The organism is Herbaspirillum frisingense GSF30 (genome assembly GCF_000300975.2).
Taxonomy (GTDB): domain Bacteria; phylum Pseudomonadota; class Gammaproteobacteria; order Burkholderiales; family Burkholderiaceae_D; genus Herbaspirillum; species Herbaspirillum frisingense.
On record NZ_AEEC02000002.1, the window covers coordinates 250,459 to 273,023 of the forward strand.

Consider the following 22,565-nt stretch of genomic DNA (forward strand, 5'->3'; position numbering starts at 1 on the left):
ATCAGCTGGCAGGGTTCGCATCCTGGCCGCGTTGCACGATGCCGTCCGTCCGTGGCCAGGCCATCAGGTCGAGCACGCCGTTGCTGCCGATGTCGTGTTCGTCCCGGGTATGCAAGACCTGCACGACCGGGCGAGTCAGGTCGGCAGGGTTCTGGCGGATCACCCGCCCCGCCAGTCCCGACTCCAGTCGTACCAGCGAGCCTACCGGGTAGATGCCCAAGGTCTTGACGAAAGCCAGCAATAGGCGGCGATCGAAATGCCCTTCCCAGCTGGCCATCTGGTAGAGCGCATCGGCCGGGTCCCAACCCTGTTTGTAGGGGCGCTCCGAGGTCAGCGCGTCATAGACGTCGCAGATCGCCGTCATCCGGGTGTACTGGGTGATTGCGTCGGCTGCCAGGGCATCGGGATAGCCGCGCCCGTCCAGCCTTTCATGGTGATGCAGGCAGACCTCGCAGGCATAGGCGGGCATGTCCGGGTTCTGGATCAGGTATTGGTACCCCAGTTCCGGATGTCGCTTGATCAGGGCGAATTCCTCGTCGCTGAGCTTGCCGGGCTTGTTGAGGATGTCGTCGTCGATGAAGGCCTTGCCCACATCATGCAGATAACCGCACAGCCCTGCCTCGCGACAGGCCGACTCGCTCAATCCCAGCGTCCTGCCCAGGGCCACCATCAGCGCGCATACCGCTACCGAGTGCAGGTAGGTATATTCGTCATTGAGCTTGAGGCGCAGTACGCTGAGCAAGCCGGTCGGATCGCGCAGCACAGAGCAGGCGATCTCTTCCACCAGGTCCACGCATTGCGGTAGTGCTACCACCTTGCCCATGCGGGCCGCGGTGAACATGCTGCGGGTGAGCTCCCGTGCATGTTCGCGCAGGGCGATGGCCTGCTCCTGGGCCGGGTCATCGGCCGTCCTGGCTACGATGGCCCCGACAGCAAGGGCGGCATCTTCATCACCGTCCCGAGGGGCTCCTGACGGCACCGTCATTCGATCATCTTCGACCACCGCCATCACATCCCGACCACGCGAAATATCGATCCAGCAATAGGCGATGCCGCTGGCGCGTGCCTGTTCCAGGTCGTTCTCGTGCTTGAGCAGGAAGCGGGTCTTCCAGAACGGATGATTGAGCCAGCCGGCGTCGAAGCCGCAAAAGTACATCCCGAGGACCAGCTCCGCGACATTGATCTTCTTGAGCATGTTGTGGACGGGGTATGTCCGTGCGGAAACTATCGTCGCGTAATCATACCGTTCTGACTTTATTTGAGAATCCATTAATTACGAATAACGTTTATTCGACATTGGAATTGGTAACTATTTTCAGGCGCTGTATGTTCGGCATCTTTCATGTGGGAAATGGGAGGGGAGAATGGCCAATTTCGATCTGAATCTATTGCCGATCGCCTTGGCAATCTTCGAGGAGCGCAGTGTCAGCGCGGCTGCAAGGAAGCTCGACATGAGCCAGCCTGCGGTGAGCATGGCGCTCAACAAACTGCGCAGCGCACTGGGTGATCCGCTATTCGTGAAGACCGGGCGCGGCATGCAGCCGACACCGCGCGCCTGCACCCTGATCGACCCCACCCGCGAAATCCTGCAGCGGGTCCATGCCGAAGTGCTGGCCAGCGAACAATTCACGCCAGCCACGACCACCAAGCGTTTCGTGCTGGCGCTGTCGGATATCGGTGAGCTGATGTTGCTGCCGAGGTTGCTGCAGCGGGTTCGCGACGAGGCTCCGCATGCCTCCGTGGAGACGGTGACGATGTCGCCCGAGGCACTGGTCGTGGCACTGGAAAGCGGCGAGGTGGACCTGGCCATCGGCTATTTTCCCGACTTGAAGAACCGTAACTTCTTCCAGCAACGGCTGTTTTCGCACGATTTCGTCTGCCTGCTGCGCGCCGAACATCCGCTGCTGGCGCAGGAGATCAGTCTGGATCAGTTCCTTGCCATGGGGCATATCGTCATCAATGCCGAAGGCCGTGACGAACCCATGTGCGAGCGTTTCCTGCTACGTCGCAAGATCAGGCGTCGGGTAGTCCTGTCGACTTCCCATTTCATGTCCATCCCGCTGTTGATCGCCACCTCCGACCTGATCGCCACTGTCCCGCGTGCCTTCGGCGAGTTCGTGGCACGCTTTTCCAATATCCGGCTGGTGGAGCCCGGGTTCGAGATGCCATCCCTGGACCTCAAGCAGCACTGGCATCGCAAGTATCACAAGGATGGCGGCAATGCCTGGCTGCGCAGCCTGACGACGGCGCTGTTTCCGACGGGTATGTAGCAAGTGGGACCGGCCTCAGTCCTCGTCGCAGCTTTCGTTGCGCAACCTGGCCAGCGGGGCGCGGCTATGCGGGTTGTTTTCGTGCACCAGCTTGTCCAGCAGCAGCATGAATTGCGCTTTTTCGGCGTCATCCAGCGGTGCCAGGATGCGCTTGCGCAGCCGCTGCAATCCGGGAATCAGTTCCTGCAGCAGGGCCTCGCCGGCCGGCGTGATGCGCAGGGCGCGCTGGCGGCGGTTGTGCGGAATCACTTCGCGCACCAGCAGACCTTTTTCTTCCAGCCGCGCACAGACGGTGGCACCGGTGGACGTGTCGATGGCCACCAGTCCGGACAGCGTCACCTGATCGATGCCGGGGTGGTTGGAGAGCATGCGCAGGATGGCGTATTGCACCGGCGTGACCACGCCGCCGATCTCGTCATGGAAGATCGAGACCGAAATCTGCTGGGCGCGCCGCAACAGGTGACCGGGATGTTCGTACAGGTCGATCAGCTGGCTTTCTTGGTCGGGGTGCGGTGTGGTGGACATGGTGTGTTCAGTCGATGAGCCGTGGCTCGCAATTCGGATCGGCGGGCAACGAGGTGAGCGGCAGTGTAGGGCAGGCCCGCGCTTTCCCTCAAACAATTGATGCAATGCGCAACGAAAAAACTCCGCCAGTGAGTTTACTTGCGCAGCGGATTGGCGGATACTTTTCCCATACATTCAGTGTACTGAATATTAAAACAAAAAAGCAGGAGACCCGACAGGATCTGGATCAACAGAATCAACAGACCTGCGGATCAACAAACAAGCAAGAGACCCGAGACTGATCATGGCGCCGGCCGTCCGTGCTGCGCGCCGATTGAGGAATTCACCCGAGAGGAGACCGTCATGTTCCCCAAGAATGCCTGGTACGTTGCCTGTACCCCCGACGAAATTGCCAGCAAGCCGCTGGGCCGCCAGATCTGCGGTGAGAAGATCGTGTTCTATCGTGGCGCCGAAGGCCAGGTCGCGGCGGTGGAGGATTTCTGCCCGCATCGCGGTGCGCCGCTGTCACTGGGTTTCGTGCGCGACGGCCAGCTGGTGTGTGGCTATCACGGTCTGGAGATGGGATGCGATGGCAAGCCCGTCAGCATGCCTGGCCAGCGGGTGCGCGGCTTCCCGTGCATCCGCAGTTTTGCGGTGGTGGAACGCTATGGCTTCATCTGGGTCTGGCCGGGCGAGAAGGAGCTGGCCGACCCGGCCCTGATCCATCATCTCGAATGGGCAGACAACCCGGAGTGGGCCTACGGTGGCGGTCTCTATCACATCAACTGCGATTACCGGCTGATGATCGACAACCTGATGGACCTCACGCACGAGACCTATGTGCATGCCTCCAGCATCGGCCAGAAGGAAATCGACGAGGCTCCCGTGAACACCCGCGTCGAAGGTGAGCAGGTCATCACCAGTCGCTACATGGAAAACATCATGGCGCCGCCGTTCTGGCGCATGGCCTTGCGCGGCAATGGCCTGGCCGATGATGTCCCGGTGGATCGCTGGCAGGTCTGTCGCTTCACCCCACCCAGCCACGTCATGATCGAAGTCGGTGTGGCCCATGCCGGCCATGGCGGCTACGAGGCGCCCGCGCAGCACAAGGCATCCAGCATTGTGGTCGACTTCATCACGCCCGAGACCGAGACCTCGCACTGGTACTTCTGGGGCATGGCACGTCATTTCCGTCCCGAGGATCAGGAGCTGACGGCCACCATTCGGGACGGCCAGGGCAAGATCTTCGGCGAGGACCGTGAAATGCTGGAACTGCAGCAGGCCAACCTGCTGAAGTATCCCGAGCGGCGCCTGCTGGCACTGAACATCGATGCCGGCGGCGTGCAGTCGCGCAAGATCCTCGACAAGTGGCTGGCCCGCGACGTCGAGGCCGGCAAGGCCGCAGCGGCATAAGGGGGCAGCATGACGACATTGCAGGTCAAGGTCGCCGCACGTCGCGAAGAGGCCGAGGGCATCATCGGCCTGGAGCTGGTGGCCGTCGATGGTGGACCGTTGCCGGAGTTTGCCGCCGGGGCGCATATCGATGTGCATCTGCCGGGCGGCTTGTTGCGCCAGTATTCGCTGTGCAATGCGCCGCATGAACGGCAGCGCTACCAGATCGGCGTCCTGCGCGATCCGCAGTCGCGTGGCGGTTCGCTGGCCGTGCATGATGCGCTGAAGGTAGGCGACCTCATCACCATCAGCGCGCCGCGCAACCAGTTTGCATTGCAGCCGGCGCCGCATAGCCTGCTGCTGGCCGGCGGCATCGGTGTCACCCCCATTCTCTGCATGGCAGAGGCATTGGCCACCGCCGGGGATTCGTTCGAGCTGCACTACTGTGCGCGCTCTCCCGCGCGCCAGGCATTTCGCGAGCGCATTGCCGCGTCGACCTTCGCCGATCGCGTCGAGCATCACTACGACGATGGCGAGGACGATCAGAAACTCGACCTCGACGCCTTGCTGTCCAGGACCGATCCCGCCACCCGTCTCTATGTCTGCGGCCCCACCGGCTTTATTGCGCATGTGCTGGAGACGGCCCGCAGGCGTGGCTGGCCGGAGTCGCAGCTGCACTTCGAGTATTTCGGCGCAGCACCGGTGCAGGCCGATGGCAACGCCGCCTTCGACGTGAAGCTGGCTAGCAGCGGCCAGGTCTATGCCATCCCGCCCGGGCGCACGGTGATCCAGGTGCTGTCCGAGCATGGCGTGGATGTACCGGTGTCGTGCGAGCAGGGCATCTGTGGCACCTGCCTCACCCGCGTGCTGGAGGGTGAGCCCGATCATCGCGATCAGTACCTGACCGATGAGGAGCGCGCCGCCAATGACCAGTTCACCCCTTGTTGTTCCCGCGCCAAGAGCGCATTGCTGGTGCTGGATCTTTGAATAACTAAAGAGAGGAGACACGATGAGCGAATTGATCGATGCAAGGCGCCGCCAATTGATGCTGGCCGGCGCAGCACTGACTGCGACGGGACTGCCCTTGCTGGCGCGTGCCGCCGACCCGGTTAAGGTGGGCCTGATCGTGCCGATGTCGGGGCCATTTGCCTCGACGGGCCGGCAGATCGAGGCGGCGGTGAAGCTGTACCAGCAGAAGAACGGCGACAGCGTGGCCGGGCGCAAGGTGGACATCCTGCTCAAGGATGATGGTGGTGTTTCACCTGACGTCACGAAGCGACTGGCGCAGGAGCTGGTGGCGCGTGACAAGGCACAAGTCCTGATGGGCTTCGGCCTGACGCCGCTGGCGCTGGCGGCAGCTCCCATCGCGACCCAGGCCAAGGTGCCGATGATCGTGACGGCTGCGGCTACCTCCATCATCGTGCAGCGTTCGCCCTATATCGTGCGTACTGGTTTCACGCTGGCGCAGGTGACGTCGCCGCTGGCGTCATGGGCAGCGAAGAATGGGATCAAGAGCGTGGTGACCTTCGTGTCGGATTATGGGCCGGGGCTGGATGCGGAGAAGGTGTTCGTGAAGACCTTCGGCGAGGCAGGCGGCAAGGTGGTGGAGAGTGTGCGGGTGCCGTTGCGCAATCCTGACTATGCGCCCTTCCTGCAGCGGGTGAAGGATGCGCGGCCGGAGGCGTTGTTCGTCTTCGTGCCCTCGGGTGAGGGGGCGGCGGTGCTCAAGCAGTTCACCGAGCGTGGGCTGGGCGCAGCGGGAATACGATTGATCTGTACCGGGGATGTGCTGGATGATGATCTGATGGCAGGGATTGGTGCGGCGGCCAAGGATGTGGTGAGCAGTCATCATTATTCGGCGGCGCATGCTTCTGCGGCCAACAAGGAGTATGTGGAGGGGATCACGCAGGCCAATAAGGGGATGCGGGCCAACTTCCATTCTGTGGGGGCTTATGACGGTATGCATCTTCTGTATGAGTCGCTGAAGAAGACGGGGGGTGATGCCGATGGTGAGAAGTTGCTGGCGGCGATGAAGGGGATGAGCTGGGAGAGTGTGCGGGGGCCGGTGAGCATCGATGCGGGGACGCGGGATATTGTGCAGACCGTGTATATGCGCAAGGCTGAGGCTAAGGGGAATGAGTTCTACAACGTTGAATTCGATAAGGTGGAGAAGGTGCGGGATCCTGGGGTTTGAGTAGTTTCGTGATTTCGCAGTTTTGTCGTTGGGTTGTTGGGCTGGGGTAGTCTGCACGGAAGTTCTTCCTGCGCCCTGGCTTAATTTCTATCTTTCTCCGGACGGGACGGAGCGCCGGGGGCGGCCCGGCAGCCGCTCACTTTTCTTGCTTCGCCAAGAAAAGTAAGCAAAAGAAGGCGACCCCTGAGAGCCAGCCCTCCTGCGGAGGGTCCCCACCGCAGCAGAGCAAAAAGTGGGAAAAATAGAGTCGCTTCGCTCCCACTATTTTTCTTGTCCACTTTTCGCTCCGCTGCGGTGGCTGGCTCTAAGGGGAATAGCCATACGGGCTCGCCTTCGGCCTCGCCATGGGCCGACTCGCCTTCGGCTTTGTCGGATGGGGCGATGTGATGTTGGTGAATTTGAAGTCGAAACGGATAAGCAAATAGCTCGCGGAACGGCGGGCTGTAGCAATCTGCTTGATCGAAGAGAGCCGAAGCGCCAGCGAGCCCTCAGCGAAGCCGAAGGCGAGCCGGATCGGCTGTCCGCTTCTGACCCGCCGCGTTGGCACCCACGAGAACGGATCAGGAAAATAGTGGGAGCGAAGCGACTCTATTTTTCCCGTTCTCGTGGGTGCCAACGTGGGGACCCTCCGAAGGAGGGCGGGGCAGTAGCGGTCGCCTTCTTTTGCTTACTTTTCTTGGCGAAGCAAGAAAAGTGAGCGGCTGCCGGGCCGCCCCCGGCGCTCCGTCCCGCCCGGAGAAAGATAGACATTAAGCCAGGGCGCAGGAAAGATTTCCGTGCAGACTACTCAAGTCCAGCAAAAAATTCACAACCCTTCAATAAACCCGGCAACCAGCCCATCAAACACCACAGGCTGCTCCACCGCACTGATATGTGAAGCCCCGGCAATCACCTCCAGCCGGGCAGCAGCAATCGCATCCACCAGGACCTGTGCCATGGTCACAGGCGTCCCCTGATCCAGCTCCCCGGCAATTACCAGCGTAGGCACCTTGATGGCACCCAGCCGTGCAGTGGTATCCACCGTCCCGACTGCATGACAGCATCCGACATAGCCCACTGCATCGGTAGTGACCAGCCGATGACGATAGCGCGCCACGGTGGACGCTTGCGCCGCCCGGAAGCCCTCATGGAAATAGCGCCCCATCACGGCATCGGCAATCGCCTCGATTCCGTCCGCACGCACGGTAGCAATACGCTGCTGCCAGGCCGCCTGCGCCGCCTCCGGATAGGCCGAGGTGGTATTGGCCAGCACCAGCGCCCGCACCAGTCCGGGATGCCGCAACGCCAGCTCTTGCCCCACCATGCCACCCATGGACAGACCCACCAACACCACCGGCCCGGTATCGAGCTCACGCAGCAGGCGCGCCGCATCGTCGGCCAGGTCGGCCATGCTGTAGAGGCCATCCAGTTTTTCCGAACTGCCATGCCCGCGATGGTCATAGGCAATCACGCGGCAATCTGCCGACAGCCTGTTGGCCAGCCCATCCCACATCATCAGGTCGGCACCCAGCGCATGTGACAGCACCACCGTATGGCGCGGAGCCTTGCCGTTACGGGGTTCGCGCAAGGTGTAATGCAGCGCCGGGGAAGATGAGGTACGACCTGCACGGCCGATGCCGGGATGCACGCTGTTGGCAGGCGCCTGCGGCGCAACCACATAGCCGATCTGCTCACCCACTTCACGCAGGATTTTCTGCGCGTGGGTGAAGGCAGTATTGCCCGCCGGGACGCCGGCATAGACTGCTGCCTGGATCATCACTTCCTTCATTTCGTCCGGCGTGAGCCGGGTCGCAGGATCGGCGGTGAGGCCGGCGCGGACGTGCAGTTCGAATTCTTCCCAGCGACCCAGGGCGATGGTGATGGCCAGCACGATGATGCGGCGGGTCTTGTGGTCCAGGCCGGGGCGGCCCCAGATTTCGTTCCAGGCGAAGCGGGTGATGAGATTCTGGAAGTCGGCATTGAAGTTGGTGGCGTTGGCCACCGACCGGTCCACCCACTGATCGCCCAGCACACTGCGGCGGTTGCGCATGCCGCGCTCGAAGTCATGGTCCAGCGGATCGTAGCTCATGGTGTTCTCTCTGTCTTGGTGTGTTCTTGTTGCGGACGCTGCACTCAGGCGGGTGGCTTGCCTTGGGCAGCCTGCATTCTTTCAAGCTGCTGCTCGGCCAGGCGGCGTGCCGGGCGGGTCGCGATGACGGGGTCGAACAGGGCGCGCAGATGCGCGCTGTCCACTGACTTGTGCAGCGATTCGTCAGACTCCACCGCCCTGACCAGCAGGTCCACCAGCTGCCCGCCCTCGGCCACGGTCTTGCGCGTCAGTTGTTCCAGCAGGGCATGTGCTCGCGGGCGGCCGATCACGGTGGCCAGCGCGATGGAGGCGGACTCGGCAAATACCAGGCCCTGCAGGGCATCGATGTTGCGCAGCATGCGCTCCTGGTCGATCTGCAGGCCGGCGAAGGCTTCATTGAGCGCACGCAGGGCGCCATGTACACCGAGGAACAGGGCCGGCCATTCGGCCAGTTCGGCTTGCCAGTTGCCCAGGCCGCGTTCGTGCTGCTGTCCCATGGCGGCCAGCAGCGCAGCGGCTTGCTGTGGGGCGCGGGCGGCCGCCGCCAGCGCGATCATGGAGGAGACCGGGTTGCGCTTGTGCGGCATGGCCGAGGAACCGCCACGGTCGTTGCCGGAGGGTTCGGCCAGTTCGGCGATCTCGCCCTGCGCCATCAGCGACAGGTCGGTGGCAATCTTGCCCAGGCTGCCGGCCAGTACGGCCATCTCGGTACCCAGCCTGATCCATTGGTCGCGCTGGGTATGCCAGGCGGCTTCGGGCGTGGCCAGTTCCAGTGCCGCGGCCATGCGGGCGGCGACCGCCGGTCCTTTGTCATCCAGTACCGCAAGCGTGCCGACTGCACCGCCCAGTTGCAGTTGCAGGGCATGGCTGGACAAGGTCTGCAACTGCGCCCGCGAGCGCAGCAGCGGCGCGGCCCAGCCACAGAATTTGAAACCCAGGCTGGTGACCTGGGCCGGCTGCATCAGGGTGCGCGCCAGTACCGGTGTGTCCAGATGGCTGCGTGCCAGTTCCAGCAGTCGCTGCGTTAGGGTCGCCAGTTCGCTGTCGATCAGGTCGAGTGCGTTACGTGTGACCAGCACCATGGCCGTGTCCAGTACATCCTGGCTGGTGCTGCCCCAGTGCACATGGGTCGCGGCTTCTTCACTGTAGAGCGCAACCGTGCGCTGCAATTCCTTGACGAGGGGGATGGCCAGTGCGCCGGCACGGCGGCCGGCCACGATCAGTGCCGGAATGTCGTACAGCGGCGCCCGGCAGACGCTGGCGATGGCGCGGGCAGCAGTCTCGGGAATCACGCCTTCGGCGGCTTCGGCCTCGGCCAGCGCCTGTTCGAAGCGCAGCATGGCTTGCACCACGGCCTGGTCGTCGAAGACGGCGATCATCTCGGACGTGGTGAGGAAGCTGTCGAATATGGAAACGCTCATGAAATCTCCAGGTTGATCCGCCGCCATGGTGCCGTAACGCAAACGGGATCCGGCAGGCCTGAGCCTGCGGATCCCCTGTTGCTGGCGCCGTGGGTGGCGGTCAGTTCAGATCAGATGTAGTCGAAGAATACCGTCTCGTGCTCGCCCTGCATGTGGATATTCCACAGATAGCTGCCATCGGCCTGCTTGCGGGCGATGAGGGTGTCGCGGCGGTTCGGCGGTACCTGTTCCAGCAGTGCCGATTGTGCCAGGGCGGGATCGTCTTCCAGGAACACCGCGCTGAACTGGTGTTTGACCAGGCCACGGGCGAACACGGTGACATAGGCCACCGGCTTGCCGGCGGCTGCCTGCGGTTGCGAGATGGAGAAGGCGAAGCCGCCATCTTCGGCAGTCGGTACGCGACGATAGCCGGGGATGGCATGGGCGCTCTCGGCCGGAGCGCTGCCGGGCAGCCAGGCCTCGGCCCAGGCGTCGTTGATGGGTTGGCCGTCGCCGTCGAAGATGGCACCGCGAATCTTGATCTGTGCGGCGCTGCTGTCCACGCGGGCGGTCAGTTCCACGGCCCAGGCCCAGGCTTCGTGAGGGAAGGGGCCGATGGTTTGGGAGGTGGTGATATTGCTCATGTCTGCTCCTGCTCAGTCTGTGTGTCAGATACCCATGGGCGTGCCGTTGCGGCCGCGCAGGACGATGTCGAATTCGTAGCCGAGCATCTTGTCGTCCACCGTCTCTTCCAGCGAAAAGCGCGAGATCAGGCGCTGGCGGGCAGCCTTGTCGGGGATGCTCTGGAAGATCGGGTCATAGTCGAACAGCGGGTCATTGGGGAAGTACATCTGCGTGACCAGGCGCTGCGCATAGACGTTGCCGAACAGTGAGAAGTGGATGTGCGCCGGACGCCAGGCCTTGTGGTGGTTGCCCCAGGGATAGGGGCCGGGCTTGATGCTGACGAAGCGATAGCGACCGTCGTCGTCGGTGAGCATCTTGCCGAAGCCGGTGAAATTGGGATCCAGCGGCGCATCGTGCTGGTCCTTCTTGTGGAAGTAGCGGCCGGCGGCATTGCATTGCCAGACTTCCAGCAGGGAATTGCGTACCGGCTTGCCGTCTTCGTCCAGCACGCGGCCGGTGACGACGATCTTCTCGCCCAGGGGTTCGCCCTTGCCCTGCTTGGTCAGGTCCATATCGTGCGGCAGGATCAGCCTGGGCGAGGCGAACAGGTTGGTGCCGGTGGCGGTCTCGTCGCGCACGCGCAGGGGCGCCTGGGTGGGACCGCGCTTGGCGGTGGATTTGTAGGGGGGATAGATCAGTTCCGGATAGACACCGGGTTCGATGGCATCGAATTGCATGAGGTCTCCTCAGGTCGCTAGGGGCGGCTGCGCTTGTTCACATTGCCTTGCTGCCAAATGTGCGATTTGCGCGCCGTGCTTGGGTATGGGGAGATAGTAGGCAAGCCCCCGGACTGCCTCAAGGCCAACGCAGCGCAGCATATTCGCCATTCGCCCGCTTTGTGCGAGAATCGCACAAATGGCCGGTTTTCTGCAGCAAGCCTGCAGTGACCGGCATCAGCTTGTCTTATCCACAGGGCGGGGACGCATGCAGCAAGAGCGAATCGACGAGGACATGGCCGAGGACGAGGCGGGGCCGCTGAAGCGCGACCTGGTGGCCGGCCTGGAAAAAGGCCTGCAGGTCATCGAAGCCTTCGACCAGGAGCGCTCGCGCCTGACCATCGCCGAGGTGGCGCAATTGACCGGGCTGACCCGCGCCGCCGCCCGGCGGTATCTCATCACGCTGACCCATCTGGGTTACATGCGCCACGACAACAAGACCTTTTCGCTGACGCCGACAGTGCTGCGGCTGGGCCAGTCCTACCTGCACTCGGCACGCCTGCCGCGCATCGTGCAGCCCTTGCTGTACCGGCTGGCCTATTCGCTGGGCGAGGCGGCCTCGTGCGGGGTGCTGGACCACGATCAGCTGGTGTGCGTGGCGGCGGTGAGCGCGGGGCAACTGGTCTCGACCACCCTGCAGCCAGGCACGCGGGTACCGGCCTATTGCACTGCCAATGGCCGCATCCTGCTGGCCAATCTGCCTCAGGCGCAGCTCGATATCATCCTGTCCCGTGCCCAGCCGGAGGCCATTACCGTCAACACCATCACCGATCCTGAACGTCTGGCCCTGGAGATTGCGCGCGCCCGCGCCCAGGGTTATGCGCTGGTGGATCAGGAACTGGAACTGGGCCTGCGCACCATGGCCGTGCCGGTGCGCAACTTCCGCGGCGAGGTGGTGGCGGCCATGAACATCAGCGTGCATGCGGGGCGGATGAAGCTGGAGGACATGGTCGAACGCTGCCTGCCGGCCATGCTCAAGATACAGGTGGAATTGGGCGCGCTGCTCTAGGAGCAGGAAGGGGGCGGTACCATCGGCTCATTCCTCCACATGCGTGCGCCGGTACTGCTTGGGCGTCACGCCCATGTGTCGTTTGAAGAGACGGCTGAAGTATGCCGGGTCCTGGAAGCCCAGCTCATAGGCGATGGTCGCCACCCCGGATGGCACATAGGTCAGCTTGCGGCAGGCTTCCAGGATCAGCCGCTGCTGCGCCAGGTCGAAGGCCGAACGGCCTGCCAGTTTCAGGCACAGGCGGTTCAGGCGGCTGGGCGTGACGCGCAGCTTGTCGGCATACACCGCGACTTGCCATTGTTCCCGGAAATGTTGCTCCACCAGCGTGCGGAAGCGACTGAACAGTTCGAAATCCCCGCGTCCGCTGAGCTCGGCCGAGCGATGGTCGGCCTCCAGTCGCACCAGCAGCAACATCACGCTGCGTGCCAGCCATTCCAGCATCAATGCGTGCCCGGTGCGGGGCGCAGCTGATTCGGCGATCAGCAGGCGCAGCAGGGTCTCCATGCGGGCATGCAAGTCCGGAACCCGAGCCAGTTCGATGGCCATCGGTCGCAGGAACAGCGGAGAAAACAGCTCGCCATGGGCCTCGCCGCCACCGCCCGAAAACACGATGTGCGGGTCCACCGTCAGCACGAATCCCACTGCCTGTTCCGAGAAGTCGAAACCATGCACCAGCGAGGGATGGATGGTGATGACGACCGGGCCGTCGTAGTCCCATACCTCGTCCTCCATCAGCGCGCTGACATGGCCGGACATTAAAAAAAGTACCTGAAAAAGTCCGGCATGTGTGTGCGGTGCAATATGCCAGTCATGGATGCGGCTGCGCGTCTCGATCAGTTCGATATGGACCGATTCGGCATCATCCGGCCGCACAGCCTCACCGTACAATGAAAACTGGGGTACCTCGCTGATGCGGGGTTTGTTGCGTGCCAGGGGCATGGGGTCTCCGTCCGTCGCTCTGGGGGCAGGGCTTGTTGTTCTGGTCTGTAAAAATAGTACAAGTTTTTGCCGGGATCATCCATTTTTAAATGGCCGCCCGACGACTAAGATTCGCTCCACACCAGAACAAAAAACAACCTTCATTACGGAGACCCCCATGCGTACCCAAGTCGCCATCATCGGCGCCGGCCCGGCCGGTTTGTTGTTATCCCACCTGTTGCATCTCAAGGGCATCGAATCGGTCGTGCTGGAAACCCGCAGCCGCGAAGAAATCGAGTCCACCATCCGTGCCGGTGTACTGGAGCAGGGCACCATGGACATCCTCACCGATACCGGCGTGGGGGAACGCATGAAGCGCGAAGGCGCCTTGCACCATGGCATCGAACTGGCCTTCGGCGGGCGGCGTCACCGGATCGACCTGACCGAGCTGACCGGCCAGGCCATCACCGTCTATGCCCAGCATGAAGTGATCAAGGACCTGGTGGCTGCGCGCCTGGCGGCACAGGGGCAACTGCTGTTCGAGGTCAGCGGTACCACGATCGAAGGTGTCGACACCGACAGGCCCCGCGTGCGCTTCCTGCATGCGGGTGAACAGCATACGCTGGAGGCCGATTTCATTGCCGGCTGCGACGGCTTCCACGGCGTGTCCCGCCCGGCCATTCCGGACAGCAAGCGCCAGGACTATCAGCGGGTCTACCCATTCGGCTGGTTCGGCGTGCTGGTGGAGGCGCCGCCGTCCTCGGACGAGCTGATCTATGCGCAGCATGAGCGCGGTTTCGTGTTGGTGAGCACGCGCTCGCCTACCGTGCAGCGGCTCTACTTCCAGTGTGACCCCAAGGACAGCGTGGACAACTGGAGCGATGACCGCATCTGGAACGAATTCCACTCCCGCCTGGAAAATGGCGACGGCTGGCGTCTGAAGGAGGGCAAGATCTTCCAGAAGGGCATCATCGGCATGCGCAGTTTCGTATCCACGCCGATGCAGCACGGGCGCCTGTTCCTGGCCGGCGATGCGGCCCACATCGTGCCGCCGACCGGGGCCAAGGGGCTGAACCTGGCGGTGGGGGACGTCAAGCGCCTGGCCGAGGGGATCGAGGATTTCTATCGCACATCCAGCGAGGATGGACTGGCTTCCTATACCGAACTGGCGCTCAAGCGCATCTGGCGCGCCGAGTACTTCTCATGGTGGATGACCAGCATGCTGCATACCTTCGAGGACGCCTCGCCCTTCCAGCGGCAGATACAGCGTGCCGAACTGGAGAACGTGGTCAATTCGCGGGCGCTGTCGACGGCGTTGGCGGAAAACTATGTCGGCGCCTTCTGAACCTGGGCAAGACTTCCATTGACGATGACGCCCGCGCAAGCGGGCGTTTTCATTGGTGCGGGTCGGGCGCCGGCAAGATGTCGGCACCGTCCTCGTCACCGTGCGCAAGCAAACGGCGATAGTGGCGTCGGGCAACGTAGACACAGGCGTGCCAGTAGCACTGCGCGCCGACAAGTGCTCCGGCAATGCTGCCGGGATAGCCCATGCCGATACTGTGTCCCAGCCCCGCCAGCAAGGCGCACGCCAACAGGCCCAGCCAGGTCTGCCAGTGATGAAACAGACGCAGCGAGACGCCTCGCCAGCGCGCAAGGCGTTGCCGGCGGTCAAGGCAGGAAAGTTCGGGTATCTGTTTGAGCGACCAGTAGATTTTCATGCCAGGCTCCGTGTTTTCCCGCCGTGGCGCGGGGAGAGTGACGTGCTGCAATCTGGACTTCGATGGGGGACGTGCTTGAGCAACCATGTTGGCACAGCGCTCTGACAATGCACTGACGCTGAACTGACATAACGATGTCGTTTTTGCAGGCGGGTGATTTTCCGGCAGAGGCGGATCGAAGCAGCACGTCGAACCAGGCTCTACAATGCCGCCATGAACTTGCCCGAACTCCATACCCATCTGTGGGATGCCCTGCGCCTCGGCGCCAGTCCCACCCGATCAGCTTTTACCATCTGGCAGCTTGCGACCCTGGGGCTGGACGGTGCGCCCCAATTGCGCTCCATCGTCTTGCGCGAGGCTGACGCGTTGACTGGCACGCTCGCCTTCCACACTGACCGTCGCTCTTCCAAGCTGGCCGACATCGATGCCGACGACCGGGTGGCCATGCTGTCGCTGGATCTGGATCGACATGTGCAACTGCGCCTGAACGGCAGGGCGCGTACGGTGCAGGATGGTGCGCGTGTGCGACGCATGTGGGACGGGGCGCGGCCGCATACGCTGATCCTCTACCAGACCCCGCATGCACCGGGAACGGTCATCGCCCAGCCGGAGGACGGCCATGTTCCGTCAGAGCCTGCGCACAGCGGCTTCGACAATTTCACCCTGGTCGAGGTGGTGCTGGATGCCATCGAATACCTCGACCTGACGCCGGGTCAGCATTGCCGCGCCGTGTTCCGCCGCGACGACGGCGCGTGGCGCGGACAATGGATCGCGCCCTGAACGGGTGACGCCGTATCAGGCCAGCGCGGGATAGGTAAAGCCGAGGAAGTGCACGGCATTGAGCGCGAAGTGGACCGCGATGGCGGCTTCGATGCGCCCACTGCGCTGGAAGACGATGGCATAGCCGAGACCGGCCACGCTCGCCAGTGCGGCATAGACCATCCCTCCCCCCAGATGGGCCGCGCCGAACAGCACGGCCGACACCACGACGGCCAGCAATTGCCCGCCGCGCAGCGTGTGCAGCGCCAGTTGCAGGCGCTGCTGGATCAGCCCACGGAAGAAGGCTTCTTCCGCCACCACCGTCAACAACAGGTTGATGGCGAGGAAGGTGGCGGCAAAGGGCGGCCATTTGGCTTCGGGCCGCACCATGCCGAGCAGCCAGCCCGACAGCATGACCACTACGATGGTAAGCAGGCCCGGCAGCAGTGCGCGGCGCAGCGCGGCCTGCCATTGCTTGCGTGCATGGCAACGCGGCGCCAGCAGCGCCAGCAGCAACAGCCCGGCAACACCCTTGTCGAAATTCGCATACAGCATGAAGGGCAGCGCGTCCGGCGTGATGGCCTGGCGCGGCAGGACCAGCGGATTGAGAAAGCCCGGCCAGCGATGCATGGCCAGCAGCAGGCTCAGCACGATGACCGGGAGCAGCCACATGCCGGCCGGCCATGCGCGTTGTGCATGGCATGCATGGGCCGCCCGCCACGCGCTCACGCCCAGCAGCAGCAAGCCGAGCACGCCGACCATGTTGACCTGCCCGTTGAGCAGGGCCGCGACCATGGCCAGCATCAGCAAGAGCAGCCAGGGCGGCAGCCGCATCGGGCCACGCAGGGGCAGCGCAGGAAGCCAGACGGTGCAGATGGCCAGCATCAGCAGCAGGGTGGCGGTGAGAGATGGTAGCGATGGCTGCGAGGGCAACGAAAGCAACGAGAAGGCGGACATTGGCGGCTACGACAGATGTCGGATTGACGGGAGCGGTGTTTTACCATGATGGGCGACCTTGAAGTGGCGCAGGCGCATCATTTCATGAAAACATTGCGCAATTTCGGTCAGGATTTCGCCTGCCGATTCTTGCACAGTACGTCCCGTGAACCGAGGACAAGATGAGTGACGCCCGCAGAAAATCCTATGTAGCCCGTTTCGAACGGGTACTCGACCATATCGAACGTCATCTCGACGATGCGCTCGATGTCGACCGCCTGGCCGGCGTCGCCCATTTTTCGCGGTTCCATTTCCAGCGGCAGTTTGCCGACTTCGTCGGTGTCGGGGTGGCTCGCTACATCCTGCTCATGCGTCTGAAACGGGCCAGCCTGCAACTGGCGTTCCGGCACGAGAGCAGGATCATCGAGATCGCCCTGCAGGCCGGTTTTGAAAATCCGGAATCCTTTACCCGCGCTTTCAGGAGCGCCTTCGGACAAGCGCCTTCGCAGTTCCGGCGTGCGCCCGACTGGCCGGCCTGGAACGAGCGTTATGTGTTCCGTATCCCTGAAAGGAAAGTGGACGTGCAAGTCGATATCGTCATAGTAGAACCCGTTCGCATCGCCGTGCTGGAGCATCGCGGTCCGGTGCCCAATCTCAACGCCACGGTGGCGCGTTTCATCGAATGGCGCAAGTCATCAGGCCTGTCGCCAGTGGAGCGCTGCCGCACCTTTGGCCTGGCCTGGGACAATCCGGATACCACGCCGCCGGAGCAATTCCGTTTCGATATCTGCGGAGAAATCGAGAGCGCCCTGCCGGACAATCCGCAAGGTCTGGTGGAGAAGCTGATTCCGGGTGGGCGCTGCGCCCGGGTGCGGCATGCGGGCGCGCACGAACGCCTGGCCGAGAGCATCTATCCGCTCTATCGTCAGTGGCTGCCGGGCAGTGGGGAGGAATTGCGTGATTTTCCGCTGTACTTCCACTACCTCAATCTGCTGCCGGATACGCCGCCGGGCGAGCTGCTGACCGATATCTATCTGCCGCTGAAGTAGCGCTGGAGGAATGCTGAAGTAACGTTGACGTAACGTTGAAGCAACGCTGAAGGAAGGGCAGGGAGCTTCAGGCCACCAGGGCCTGCGAAAAATGCGCGACCTGGTGCGCCGGCACCAGCAGAGGGATGAAGGAGGCGTCGTTCATGGCCAGCCAATAGGGCAGGTGCGGGCTGGCATCGAACCCGTAGTTGCTGCCGTCGAGCTGCCAGAAGCGTGGCACTGCCAGCGGCGGGCGCACCGTGTTCTTGAGCTGGTCCAGGCTGGCCAGGCGCTGTGCGCAGGGCTGGAAGCTGGACAGGGCAGCGCGTTCCCCGCTGGCGGCGAAGCCGGCCGTGGCGAACCATTCCAATACCTTGCGCGGGCTGGCGTTGAGGCTGGCCCAGTCATGGGTGGCGCCGCCGCGCGCCGTGACGAGGCGGGCGCCGCCGCTGACGTACAACTCGACCATGCCTAGCAGGGCGGCGGGAACGGGGACACGGACTTTGGTAAAGGGCATCATGGGCAGGGACTTCCTTGGAATGGAGGATCAACTGTTGCCAGTCTAGCCAGTCCATCGTGATTCGCCGATAGGGGAAATCCTGACAGCTTGCTGTCAGCTTCGCGCGGGGCGTCAGGAATTTCCCGATGCCCGCGGCGGCAATGCTCCTGTACAACGGTAGCTGGCAGTCTGCCCTTGCTCCAGTTGTTTCACAGGATGTCCCAAGAATGAATTTCCCCAGTATCGTGATGATCGATCCCAGCCAGGAAGCCGTGGAGCTGGCCCGTTTCGCGCTGTGGCGCTCGGGTCTGCATTGCGCCTTTCGCAGTTGCCCCGATGCGGCCAGCGCCCGGCGTTGCCTGCTGCAGGGACGGCGTAGCGGCGATGGCGTGGCGCCTTGTCTGATCCTGCTGGAGTCCGACATGGGGTGCTACGACGGTCTGGAGCTGTTGCGCGAGTTGCGCGCCAGCAAGCATCTGGCGCAGGCGCCGGTGGTGGTGTTTCCCTCGCGGGACATGGAGGGCGAGCAGGCAGCACTGGCGGCCGGTGCCAGTCAATACCAGCCCAAGCCAGTCGACGGCGAGCACTATGCGCGTTGCGTGGTGGAGATGGTGGAGCGCTGGTGCGATGCCCTGGCGGCGAGGGAACCGGTACCGGCCAAGGTGATGGCATCGGTCCTGGGAGGTGCCGAGGCGCACCCGGCACGGCGGCGTGATGATCCGGCCAGACCGGAGGATGAGACCTCGCATTGAGTGCCGGCAGATCGCTGCCGACGCTGGAAAGAACGAAAGGGCCGGGCGGTCCTTTTTTCATTGCTACGCCGGCCCCGCAGGCGGTTCAGCGGCGGGTCTTGATCTTGGGCGTGGGCAACGCCGTCTTGTACTTGATCTGCTTGAGGGCAAAGCTGGAACGGATATTCTTGATGCCGGGAATCTTGGTCAGGTGATCGACGATGAAATGTTCCAGCGTCAGCAGGTCGGGCACCACGATGCGCAGCAGGTAATCCTCGTCGCCGGTCATCAGGTACACTTCCATGACCTCATCGAAGGCACTCACGGCCGTCTCGAACTGGGCCAGTGCTTCGGCGCCCTGGCGCTCCAGGATCACCTTGACGAAGACGTTGACCTTCAGGCCCAGCAGGTGCGGATCGGCCAGCGCCACGTAGCGCGAGATGATGCCTTCGGTTTCCAGCCGCTTCACACGGGCCAGGGTCGGTGAGGGCGAAAGGTTGATACGGCTGGCGAGCTCCAGATTGCTGATCGAACTGTTCTCCTGAAGGATGTTCAGGATGCGCAAATCGGTGGTATCTAGTTCCATTATCGAAATTAAATTCTGTCGGTTTCAGTTTTGCAGCACTGGATGCTGAATATTGTACGGCAACTTCCTGTTTTAAGTGACTCATGCCGGGCCATCCGGCGTATCGTAGTCCGGTAGTTCATCTCGCAAGCTAGCCCCTACCACCAAGACAAGACCGAAAAGGCGTCGGGCGCGGGGAGACCGATGGCGCGGCCTGTGTTTTACCGGCTTTTCGTCTCTTTGCATAGCAGCGATTGCAGCGGCAGCAGGTTTTATGCCGACCCGCGCTGCGCCAGCCTCGGCGTGCGACCAGACAGGAGATCAGGAAGTGGACATGTCCCGCCCCAGTGACAGCGATATCGCCCGTGATATCGACCTCGATGCCCAGGAAACCCAGGAGTGGCTGCAGGCGCTGCAAAGCGTGCTGGCCGAGGCCGGACCGGAGCGTGCGCGCTTCCTGCTCTCGCGCCTGTCGGCGGCGGCCCAGCAGTGGGGCGTGAACTGGCGCGATGCGCGCAATACCCCTTACGTGAATACCATCCGCCCCGAGCAGGAGCCGCCTTTCCCCGGTGGTTCGGACGCCCAGGCCATCGAGGAACGCATCGCCAGCATCATGCGCTGGAATGCGCTGGCCATGGTGGTGCGCGCCAATCGTGCCTATGGCGAGCTGGGCGGGCATATTGCCAGCTTTGCCTCGGCGGCGGACCTGTTCGAGGTCGGCTTCAATCATTTCTTCCGTGCCCGCGATGACAAGTTCGCCGGTGACGTGGTCTATTTCCAGCCGCACTCGGCGCCCGGCATCTATGCCCGCGCTTTCCTGGAAGGCGCCTTGAGCGAAGAGGACCTGGCCTATTACCGCCGGGAGATCGAGGCCAAGCGCGTCGGACGCCAGGGATTGTCGTCCTACCCGCATCCCTGGCTGATGCCACAGTTCTGGCAATTCCCGACCGGCTCCATGGGCATCGGTCCCATCAATGCGATCTACCAGGCGCGCTTCCTGCGTTACATGGAACATCGCGGCCTGTTGCAGGATCAGGGCCGCAAGGTGTGGGGGGTGTTCGGCGATGGCGAGATGGACGAGCCCGAATCGCTGGCGGCGCTCTCGCTGGCCTCGCGCGAGAAGCTGGACAACCTGATCTTCGTGGTCAACTGCAACCTGCAGCGCCTGGATGGTCCGGTGCGCGGAAACGGTCACATCGTCGATGAGCTGGAGACCCTGTTTGCCGGTGCCGGCTGGAACGTCATCAAGCTGCTGTGGGGCTCGGACTGGGATGGCCTGTTCGCCCGCGACCGCGACGGTGAGTTGGTGGATGCCCTGAACCGCACGGTGGACGGTCAATTGCAGACCTTCGCCGCCAACGATGGCGCCTTCAACCGCCAGCATTTCTTCGGCCAGACACCGGGCACCCGCGCTATTGGCGCCACGCTCACCGATGAGGAAATCAACCGCCTGCGTCGGGGCGGGCACGACATGAAGAAGATCTTCTCGGCCTACCAGGCGGCGGCCCAGCATCGCGGCCAGCCGACGGTGATCCTGGCCCAGACCAAGAAGGGCTACGGCATGGGCGCGGCCGGTGAAGGCAAGATGACCACCCACCAGCAGAAGAAGCTGGATGAGGAAAGCCTGCTGCAATTCCGTGATCGCTTCAAGTTGCCGCTGTCGGATCAACAGTGCCGCGAACTGGCCTTCTACAAGCCCGCGCCCGACAGCGCCGAGATGAAGCACCTGCATGCCCGCCGCGCTGCGCTGGGCGGCTACCTGCCGCGCCGCGATGCCGGCCAGGCGCGCCGCGCGGTGCCGGCCCTGGAAGCGCACAGCAAGTTCGCGCTGGAAGCCGATGGCAAGGAGATGTCGTCCACCATGGCGCTGGTGCGCCAGCTCGGCAACCTGTTGAAGGACCCGGAGTTCGGCCGCTACGTGGTGCCCATCGTGGCCGACGAGGCGCGTACATTCGGCATGGCCAACCTGTTCCGCCAGGTCGGCATCTATTCCTCCCAGGGCCAGCTGTATGAGCCGGAGGACATCGGGTCCATCCTCTACTATCGCGAGGCCAAGGATGGCCAGATTCTGGAAGAGGGCATCACCGAAGCCGGCGCGATCTCTTCCTGGACGGCCGCCGCGACCGCCTACTCGGTGCATGGCACGCCGATGCTGCCGTTCTACATCTACTACTCGATGTTCGGTTTCCAGCGCATCGGCGACCTGATCTGGGCAGCGGCGGACCAGCGCGCACGTGGCTTCCTGATCGGCGCCACGTCGGGGCGCACCACCCTGGGCGGCGAGGGTTTGCAGCATCAGGATGGCAATAGCCTGGTGACGGCCGCTTCGATTCCCAACTGCGTTTCCTATGACCCGGCCTATGCCTACGAGCTGGCGGTGATCCTCGACGACGGCATGCGCCGCATGATGGAGCGCGGCGAGGACGTCTTTTACTACATCACCGTCACCAACGAGAACGAGGCCCAGCCCAGCCTGCCGCCGGGCGTGCAGGAAGGCATCCTGCGTGGCCTGTACTGCCTGGGTCGCAAGGCGAACGCGCAGGCGCGTCTGTTGGGTGCCGGCCCCATCCTGAAGGAAGCAGTGGCCGCCGCCGCGTTGCTGCAGCAGCACTGGCAGATCGAGGCCGAGGTATGGAGCGTGACCAGCTATACCGAACTGGCGCGTGATGGTGTGGCGGCGCAGCGCAACCAGCGTCTGTCGGGCGCGCACCCGCTGCCGTATGTGACGCAGCAACTGCAGGGTAGCGCAGCACCGGTCATCGCGGTGAGCGACTACATCCGTACCCTGCCGGAGAGTATCCGTGCCTTCGTGCCGGCGCAGTATGTGACCTTGGGAACGGATGGCTTTGGCCGCAGCGATACGCGGGTGAACCTGCGCGACTTCTTCGAGATCGATGCGCGCTGGATCGCCTATACGGCGCTGTGCGCGGTCTGGGGAGAGGATCGTGCGCGGCTGGAGGATGCAGCGCGTACGCTGGGTATCGATACGGCCAAGCCGCTGTCGAGCACGGTCTGATGTACAAGTGCCGGGATACATGAAAGGCAGGCCCAGGGATTGAAAATCCTTCATCTGGCCGCGTCTGGTGTTTGTTATAGTGGAAACCGCCCGTGCATCACGGGCGGTTTTTTTATCCGCCGACGATGCAGGTTCCGTCCATAAGATCATTGAGGAGT

21 protein-coding genes are annotated in these 22,565 nt (G+C 63.1%); 10 read left to right on the top strand and 11 right to left on the bottom strand.

The features are described from left to right. Position 1: 1 nt before the first annotated feature. On the bottom strand, positions 2 to 1,195 hold the full coding sequence (locus HFRIS_RS02570; RefSeq protein ID WP_006461658.1) for an HD-GYP domain-containing protein: 1,194 nt from the start codon (positions 1,193 to 1,195) through the stop codon (positions 2 to 4). A gap of 169 nt (positions 1,196 to 1,364) precedes the next feature. Here HFRIS_RS02570 and HFRIS_RS02575 point away from each other — a divergent pair, with 169 nt between their 5' ends. Further along, positions 1,365 to 2,270 carry a LysR family transcriptional regulator gene (locus tag HFRIS_RS02575; protein WP_039874051.1) on the top strand — a complete coding sequence of 302 codons (906 nt, stop codon included), beginning with the start codon at positions 1,365 to 1,367 and terminating at the stop codon, positions 2,268 to 2,270. Between the two features lie 15 nt (positions 2,271 to 2,285). On the opposite strand, the gene HFRIS_RS02580 is transcribed toward HFRIS_RS02575, so the two are convergent. Beyond that, positions 2,286 to 2,795, bottom strand: coding sequence for a MarR family winged helix-turn-helix transcriptional regulator (locus HFRIS_RS02580; RefSeq protein WP_006461660.1), 510 nt, complete (start codon positions 2,793 to 2,795; stop codon positions 2,286 to 2,288). Positions 2,796 to 3,137: 342 nt separating this feature from the next. Between HFRIS_RS02580 and HFRIS_RS02585 the strand changes: the two genes are divergently transcribed. Genes HFRIS_RS02585 through HFRIS_RS02595 form a run of 3 tightly spaced genes read left to right on the top strand, consistent with a single transcriptional unit; the run spans position 3,138 to position 6,360 of the window. After that, positions 3,138 to 4,187, top strand: coding sequence for an aromatic ring-hydroxylating dioxygenase subunit alpha (locus HFRIS_RS02585; RefSeq protein WP_006461661.1), 1,050 nt, complete (start codon positions 3,138 to 3,140; stop codon positions 4,185 to 4,187). Between the two features lie 9 nt (positions 4,188 to 4,196). After that, positions 4,197 to 5,153, top strand: a complete 957-nt coding sequence (locus HFRIS_RS02590) for a PDR/VanB family oxidoreductase (protein ID WP_006461663.1) — start codon at positions 4,197 to 4,199, stop codon at positions 5,151 to 5,153. A gap of 22 nt (positions 5,154 to 5,175) precedes the next feature. Then, positions 5,176 to 6,360 carry an ABC transporter substrate-binding protein gene (locus HFRIS_RS02595; protein WP_006461665.1) on the top strand — a complete coding sequence of 395 codons (1,185 nt, stop codon included), beginning with the start codon at positions 5,176 to 5,178 and terminating at the stop codon, positions 6,358 to 6,360. A gap of 805 nt (positions 6,361 to 7,165) precedes the next feature. On the opposite strand, the gene pcaCD is transcribed toward HFRIS_RS02595, so the two are convergent. The 4 genes from pcaCD to pcaH form a co-directional block, all read right to left on the bottom strand. After that, positions 7,166 to 8,428, bottom strand: coding sequence for a bifunctional 4-carboxymuconolactone decarboxylase/3-oxoadipate enol-lactonase PcaCD (gene pcaCD / locus HFRIS_RS02600; RefSeq protein WP_006461666.1), 1,263 nt, complete (start codon positions 8,426 to 8,428; stop codon positions 7,166 to 7,168). A gap of 44 nt (positions 8,429 to 8,472) precedes the next feature. After that, a complete protein-coding gene (gene pcaB, locus HFRIS_RS02605) occupies positions 8,473 to 9,849 on the bottom strand; it encodes a 3-carboxy-cis,cis-muconate cycloisomerase (protein ID WP_006461667.1) in 1,377 nt (458 codons plus the stop codon). Positions 9,850 to 9,959: 110 nt separating this feature from the next. Next, a complete protein-coding gene (locus tag HFRIS_RS02610) occupies positions 9,960 to 10,472 on the bottom strand; it encodes a peptidase associated/transthyretin-like domain-containing protein (RefSeq protein WP_006461668.1) in 513 nt (170 codons plus the stop codon). A 24-nt stretch (positions 10,473 to 10,496) separates the two neighbouring features. Continuing rightward, positions 10,497 to 11,189, bottom strand: coding sequence for a protocatechuate 3,4-dioxygenase subunit beta (gene pcaH / locus HFRIS_RS02615; RefSeq protein ID WP_006461669.1), 693 nt, complete (start codon positions 11,187 to 11,189; stop codon positions 10,497 to 10,499). 247 nt (positions 11,190 to 11,436) lie between these two features. Here pcaH and HFRIS_RS02620 point away from each other — a divergent pair, with 247 nt between their 5' ends. Continuing rightward, entirely contained in the window at positions 11,437 to 12,237 is an 801-nt protein-coding gene (locus HFRIS_RS02620) for an IclR family transcriptional regulator domain-containing protein (RefSeq protein ID WP_006461670.1), read from the top strand. Between the two features lie 27 nt (positions 12,238 to 12,264). Here the strand turns inward: HFRIS_RS02620 and HFRIS_RS02625 are convergent, their stop codons facing one another. After that, positions 12,265 to 13,176, bottom strand: a complete 912-nt coding sequence (locus tag HFRIS_RS02625; protein ID WP_006461671.1) for a helix-turn-helix domain-containing protein — start codon at positions 13,174 to 13,176, stop codon at positions 12,265 to 12,267. Positions 13,177 to 13,333: 157 nt separating this feature from the next. Between HFRIS_RS02625 and HFRIS_RS02630 the strand changes: the two genes are divergently transcribed. Beyond that, positions 13,334 to 14,500 carry a 4-hydroxybenzoate 3-monooxygenase gene (locus tag HFRIS_RS02630; RefSeq protein WP_006461672.1) on the top strand — a complete coding sequence of 389 codons (1,167 nt, stop codon included), beginning with the start codon at positions 13,334 to 13,336 and terminating at the stop codon, positions 14,498 to 14,500. A 49-nt stretch (positions 14,501 to 14,549) separates the two neighbouring features. Here HFRIS_RS02630 and HFRIS_RS02635 read toward each other — a convergent pair whose 3' ends face one another. Beyond that, positions 14,550 to 14,873 (bottom strand): hypothetical protein, encoded by a 324-nt coding sequence (locus HFRIS_RS02635; RefSeq protein ID WP_006461673.1) that lies wholly within the window; start codon positions 14,871 to 14,873, stop codon positions 14,550 to 14,552. Between the two features lie 213 nt (positions 14,874 to 15,086). Here HFRIS_RS02635 and HFRIS_RS02640 point away from each other — a divergent pair, with 213 nt between their 5' ends. Then, positions 15,087 to 15,653 carry a pyridoxamine 5'-phosphate oxidase family protein gene (locus HFRIS_RS02640; protein WP_006461674.1) on the top strand — a complete coding sequence of 189 codons (567 nt, stop codon included), beginning with the start codon at positions 15,087 to 15,089 and terminating at the stop codon, positions 15,651 to 15,653. Between the two features lie 15 nt (positions 15,654 to 15,668). Here HFRIS_RS02640 and HFRIS_RS02645 read toward each other — a convergent pair whose 3' ends face one another. Beyond that, complete coding sequence (locus tag HFRIS_RS02645; RefSeq protein WP_006461675.1) at positions 15,669 to 16,589, bottom strand: CPBP family intramembrane glutamic endopeptidase; 921 nt, start codon at positions 16,587 to 16,589, stop codon at positions 15,669 to 15,671. A 161-nt stretch (positions 16,590 to 16,750) separates the two neighbouring features. On the opposite strand from HFRIS_RS02645, the gene HFRIS_RS02650 reads away from it, so the two are divergent. After that, positions 16,751 to 17,617 carry an AraC family transcriptional regulator gene (locus HFRIS_RS02650; protein WP_006461676.1) on the top strand — a complete coding sequence of 289 codons (867 nt, stop codon included), beginning with the start codon at positions 16,751 to 16,753 and terminating at the stop codon, positions 17,615 to 17,617. Positions 17,618 to 17,684: 67 nt separating this feature from the next. Here HFRIS_RS02650 and HFRIS_RS02655 read toward each other — a convergent pair whose 3' ends face one another. Beyond that, entirely contained in the window at positions 17,685 to 18,116 is a 432-nt protein-coding gene (locus HFRIS_RS02655) for a hypothetical protein (protein ID WP_006461677.1), read from the bottom strand. Positions 18,117 to 18,322: 206 nt separating this feature from the next. On the opposite strand from HFRIS_RS02655, the gene HFRIS_RS02660 reads away from it, so the two are divergent. Further along, the gene (locus HFRIS_RS02660) at positions 18,323 to 18,847 is read left to right on the top strand and encodes a response regulator (protein ID WP_006461678.1); all 525 of its coding nucleotides are present in this window, start codon (positions 18,323 to 18,325) and stop codon (positions 18,845 to 18,847) included. A gap of 85 nt (positions 18,848 to 18,932) precedes the next feature. Here the strand turns inward: HFRIS_RS02660 and HFRIS_RS02665 are convergent, their stop codons facing one another. After that, positions 18,933 to 19,412 (bottom strand): Lrp/AsnC family transcriptional regulator, encoded by a 480-nt coding sequence (locus HFRIS_RS02665; protein WP_006461679.1) that lies wholly within the window; start codon positions 19,410 to 19,412, stop codon positions 18,933 to 18,935. A 313-nt stretch (positions 19,413 to 19,725) separates the two neighbouring features. Between HFRIS_RS02665 and mdeB the strand changes: the two genes are divergently transcribed. Beyond that, positions 19,726 to 22,407 (top strand): alpha-ketoglutarate dehydrogenase, encoded by a 2,682-nt coding sequence (mdeB, locus tag HFRIS_RS02670; protein WP_006461680.1) that lies wholly within the window; start codon positions 19,726 to 19,728, stop codon positions 22,405 to 22,407. The last annotated feature ends 158 nt before the right edge of the window (positions 22,408 to 22,565 follow it).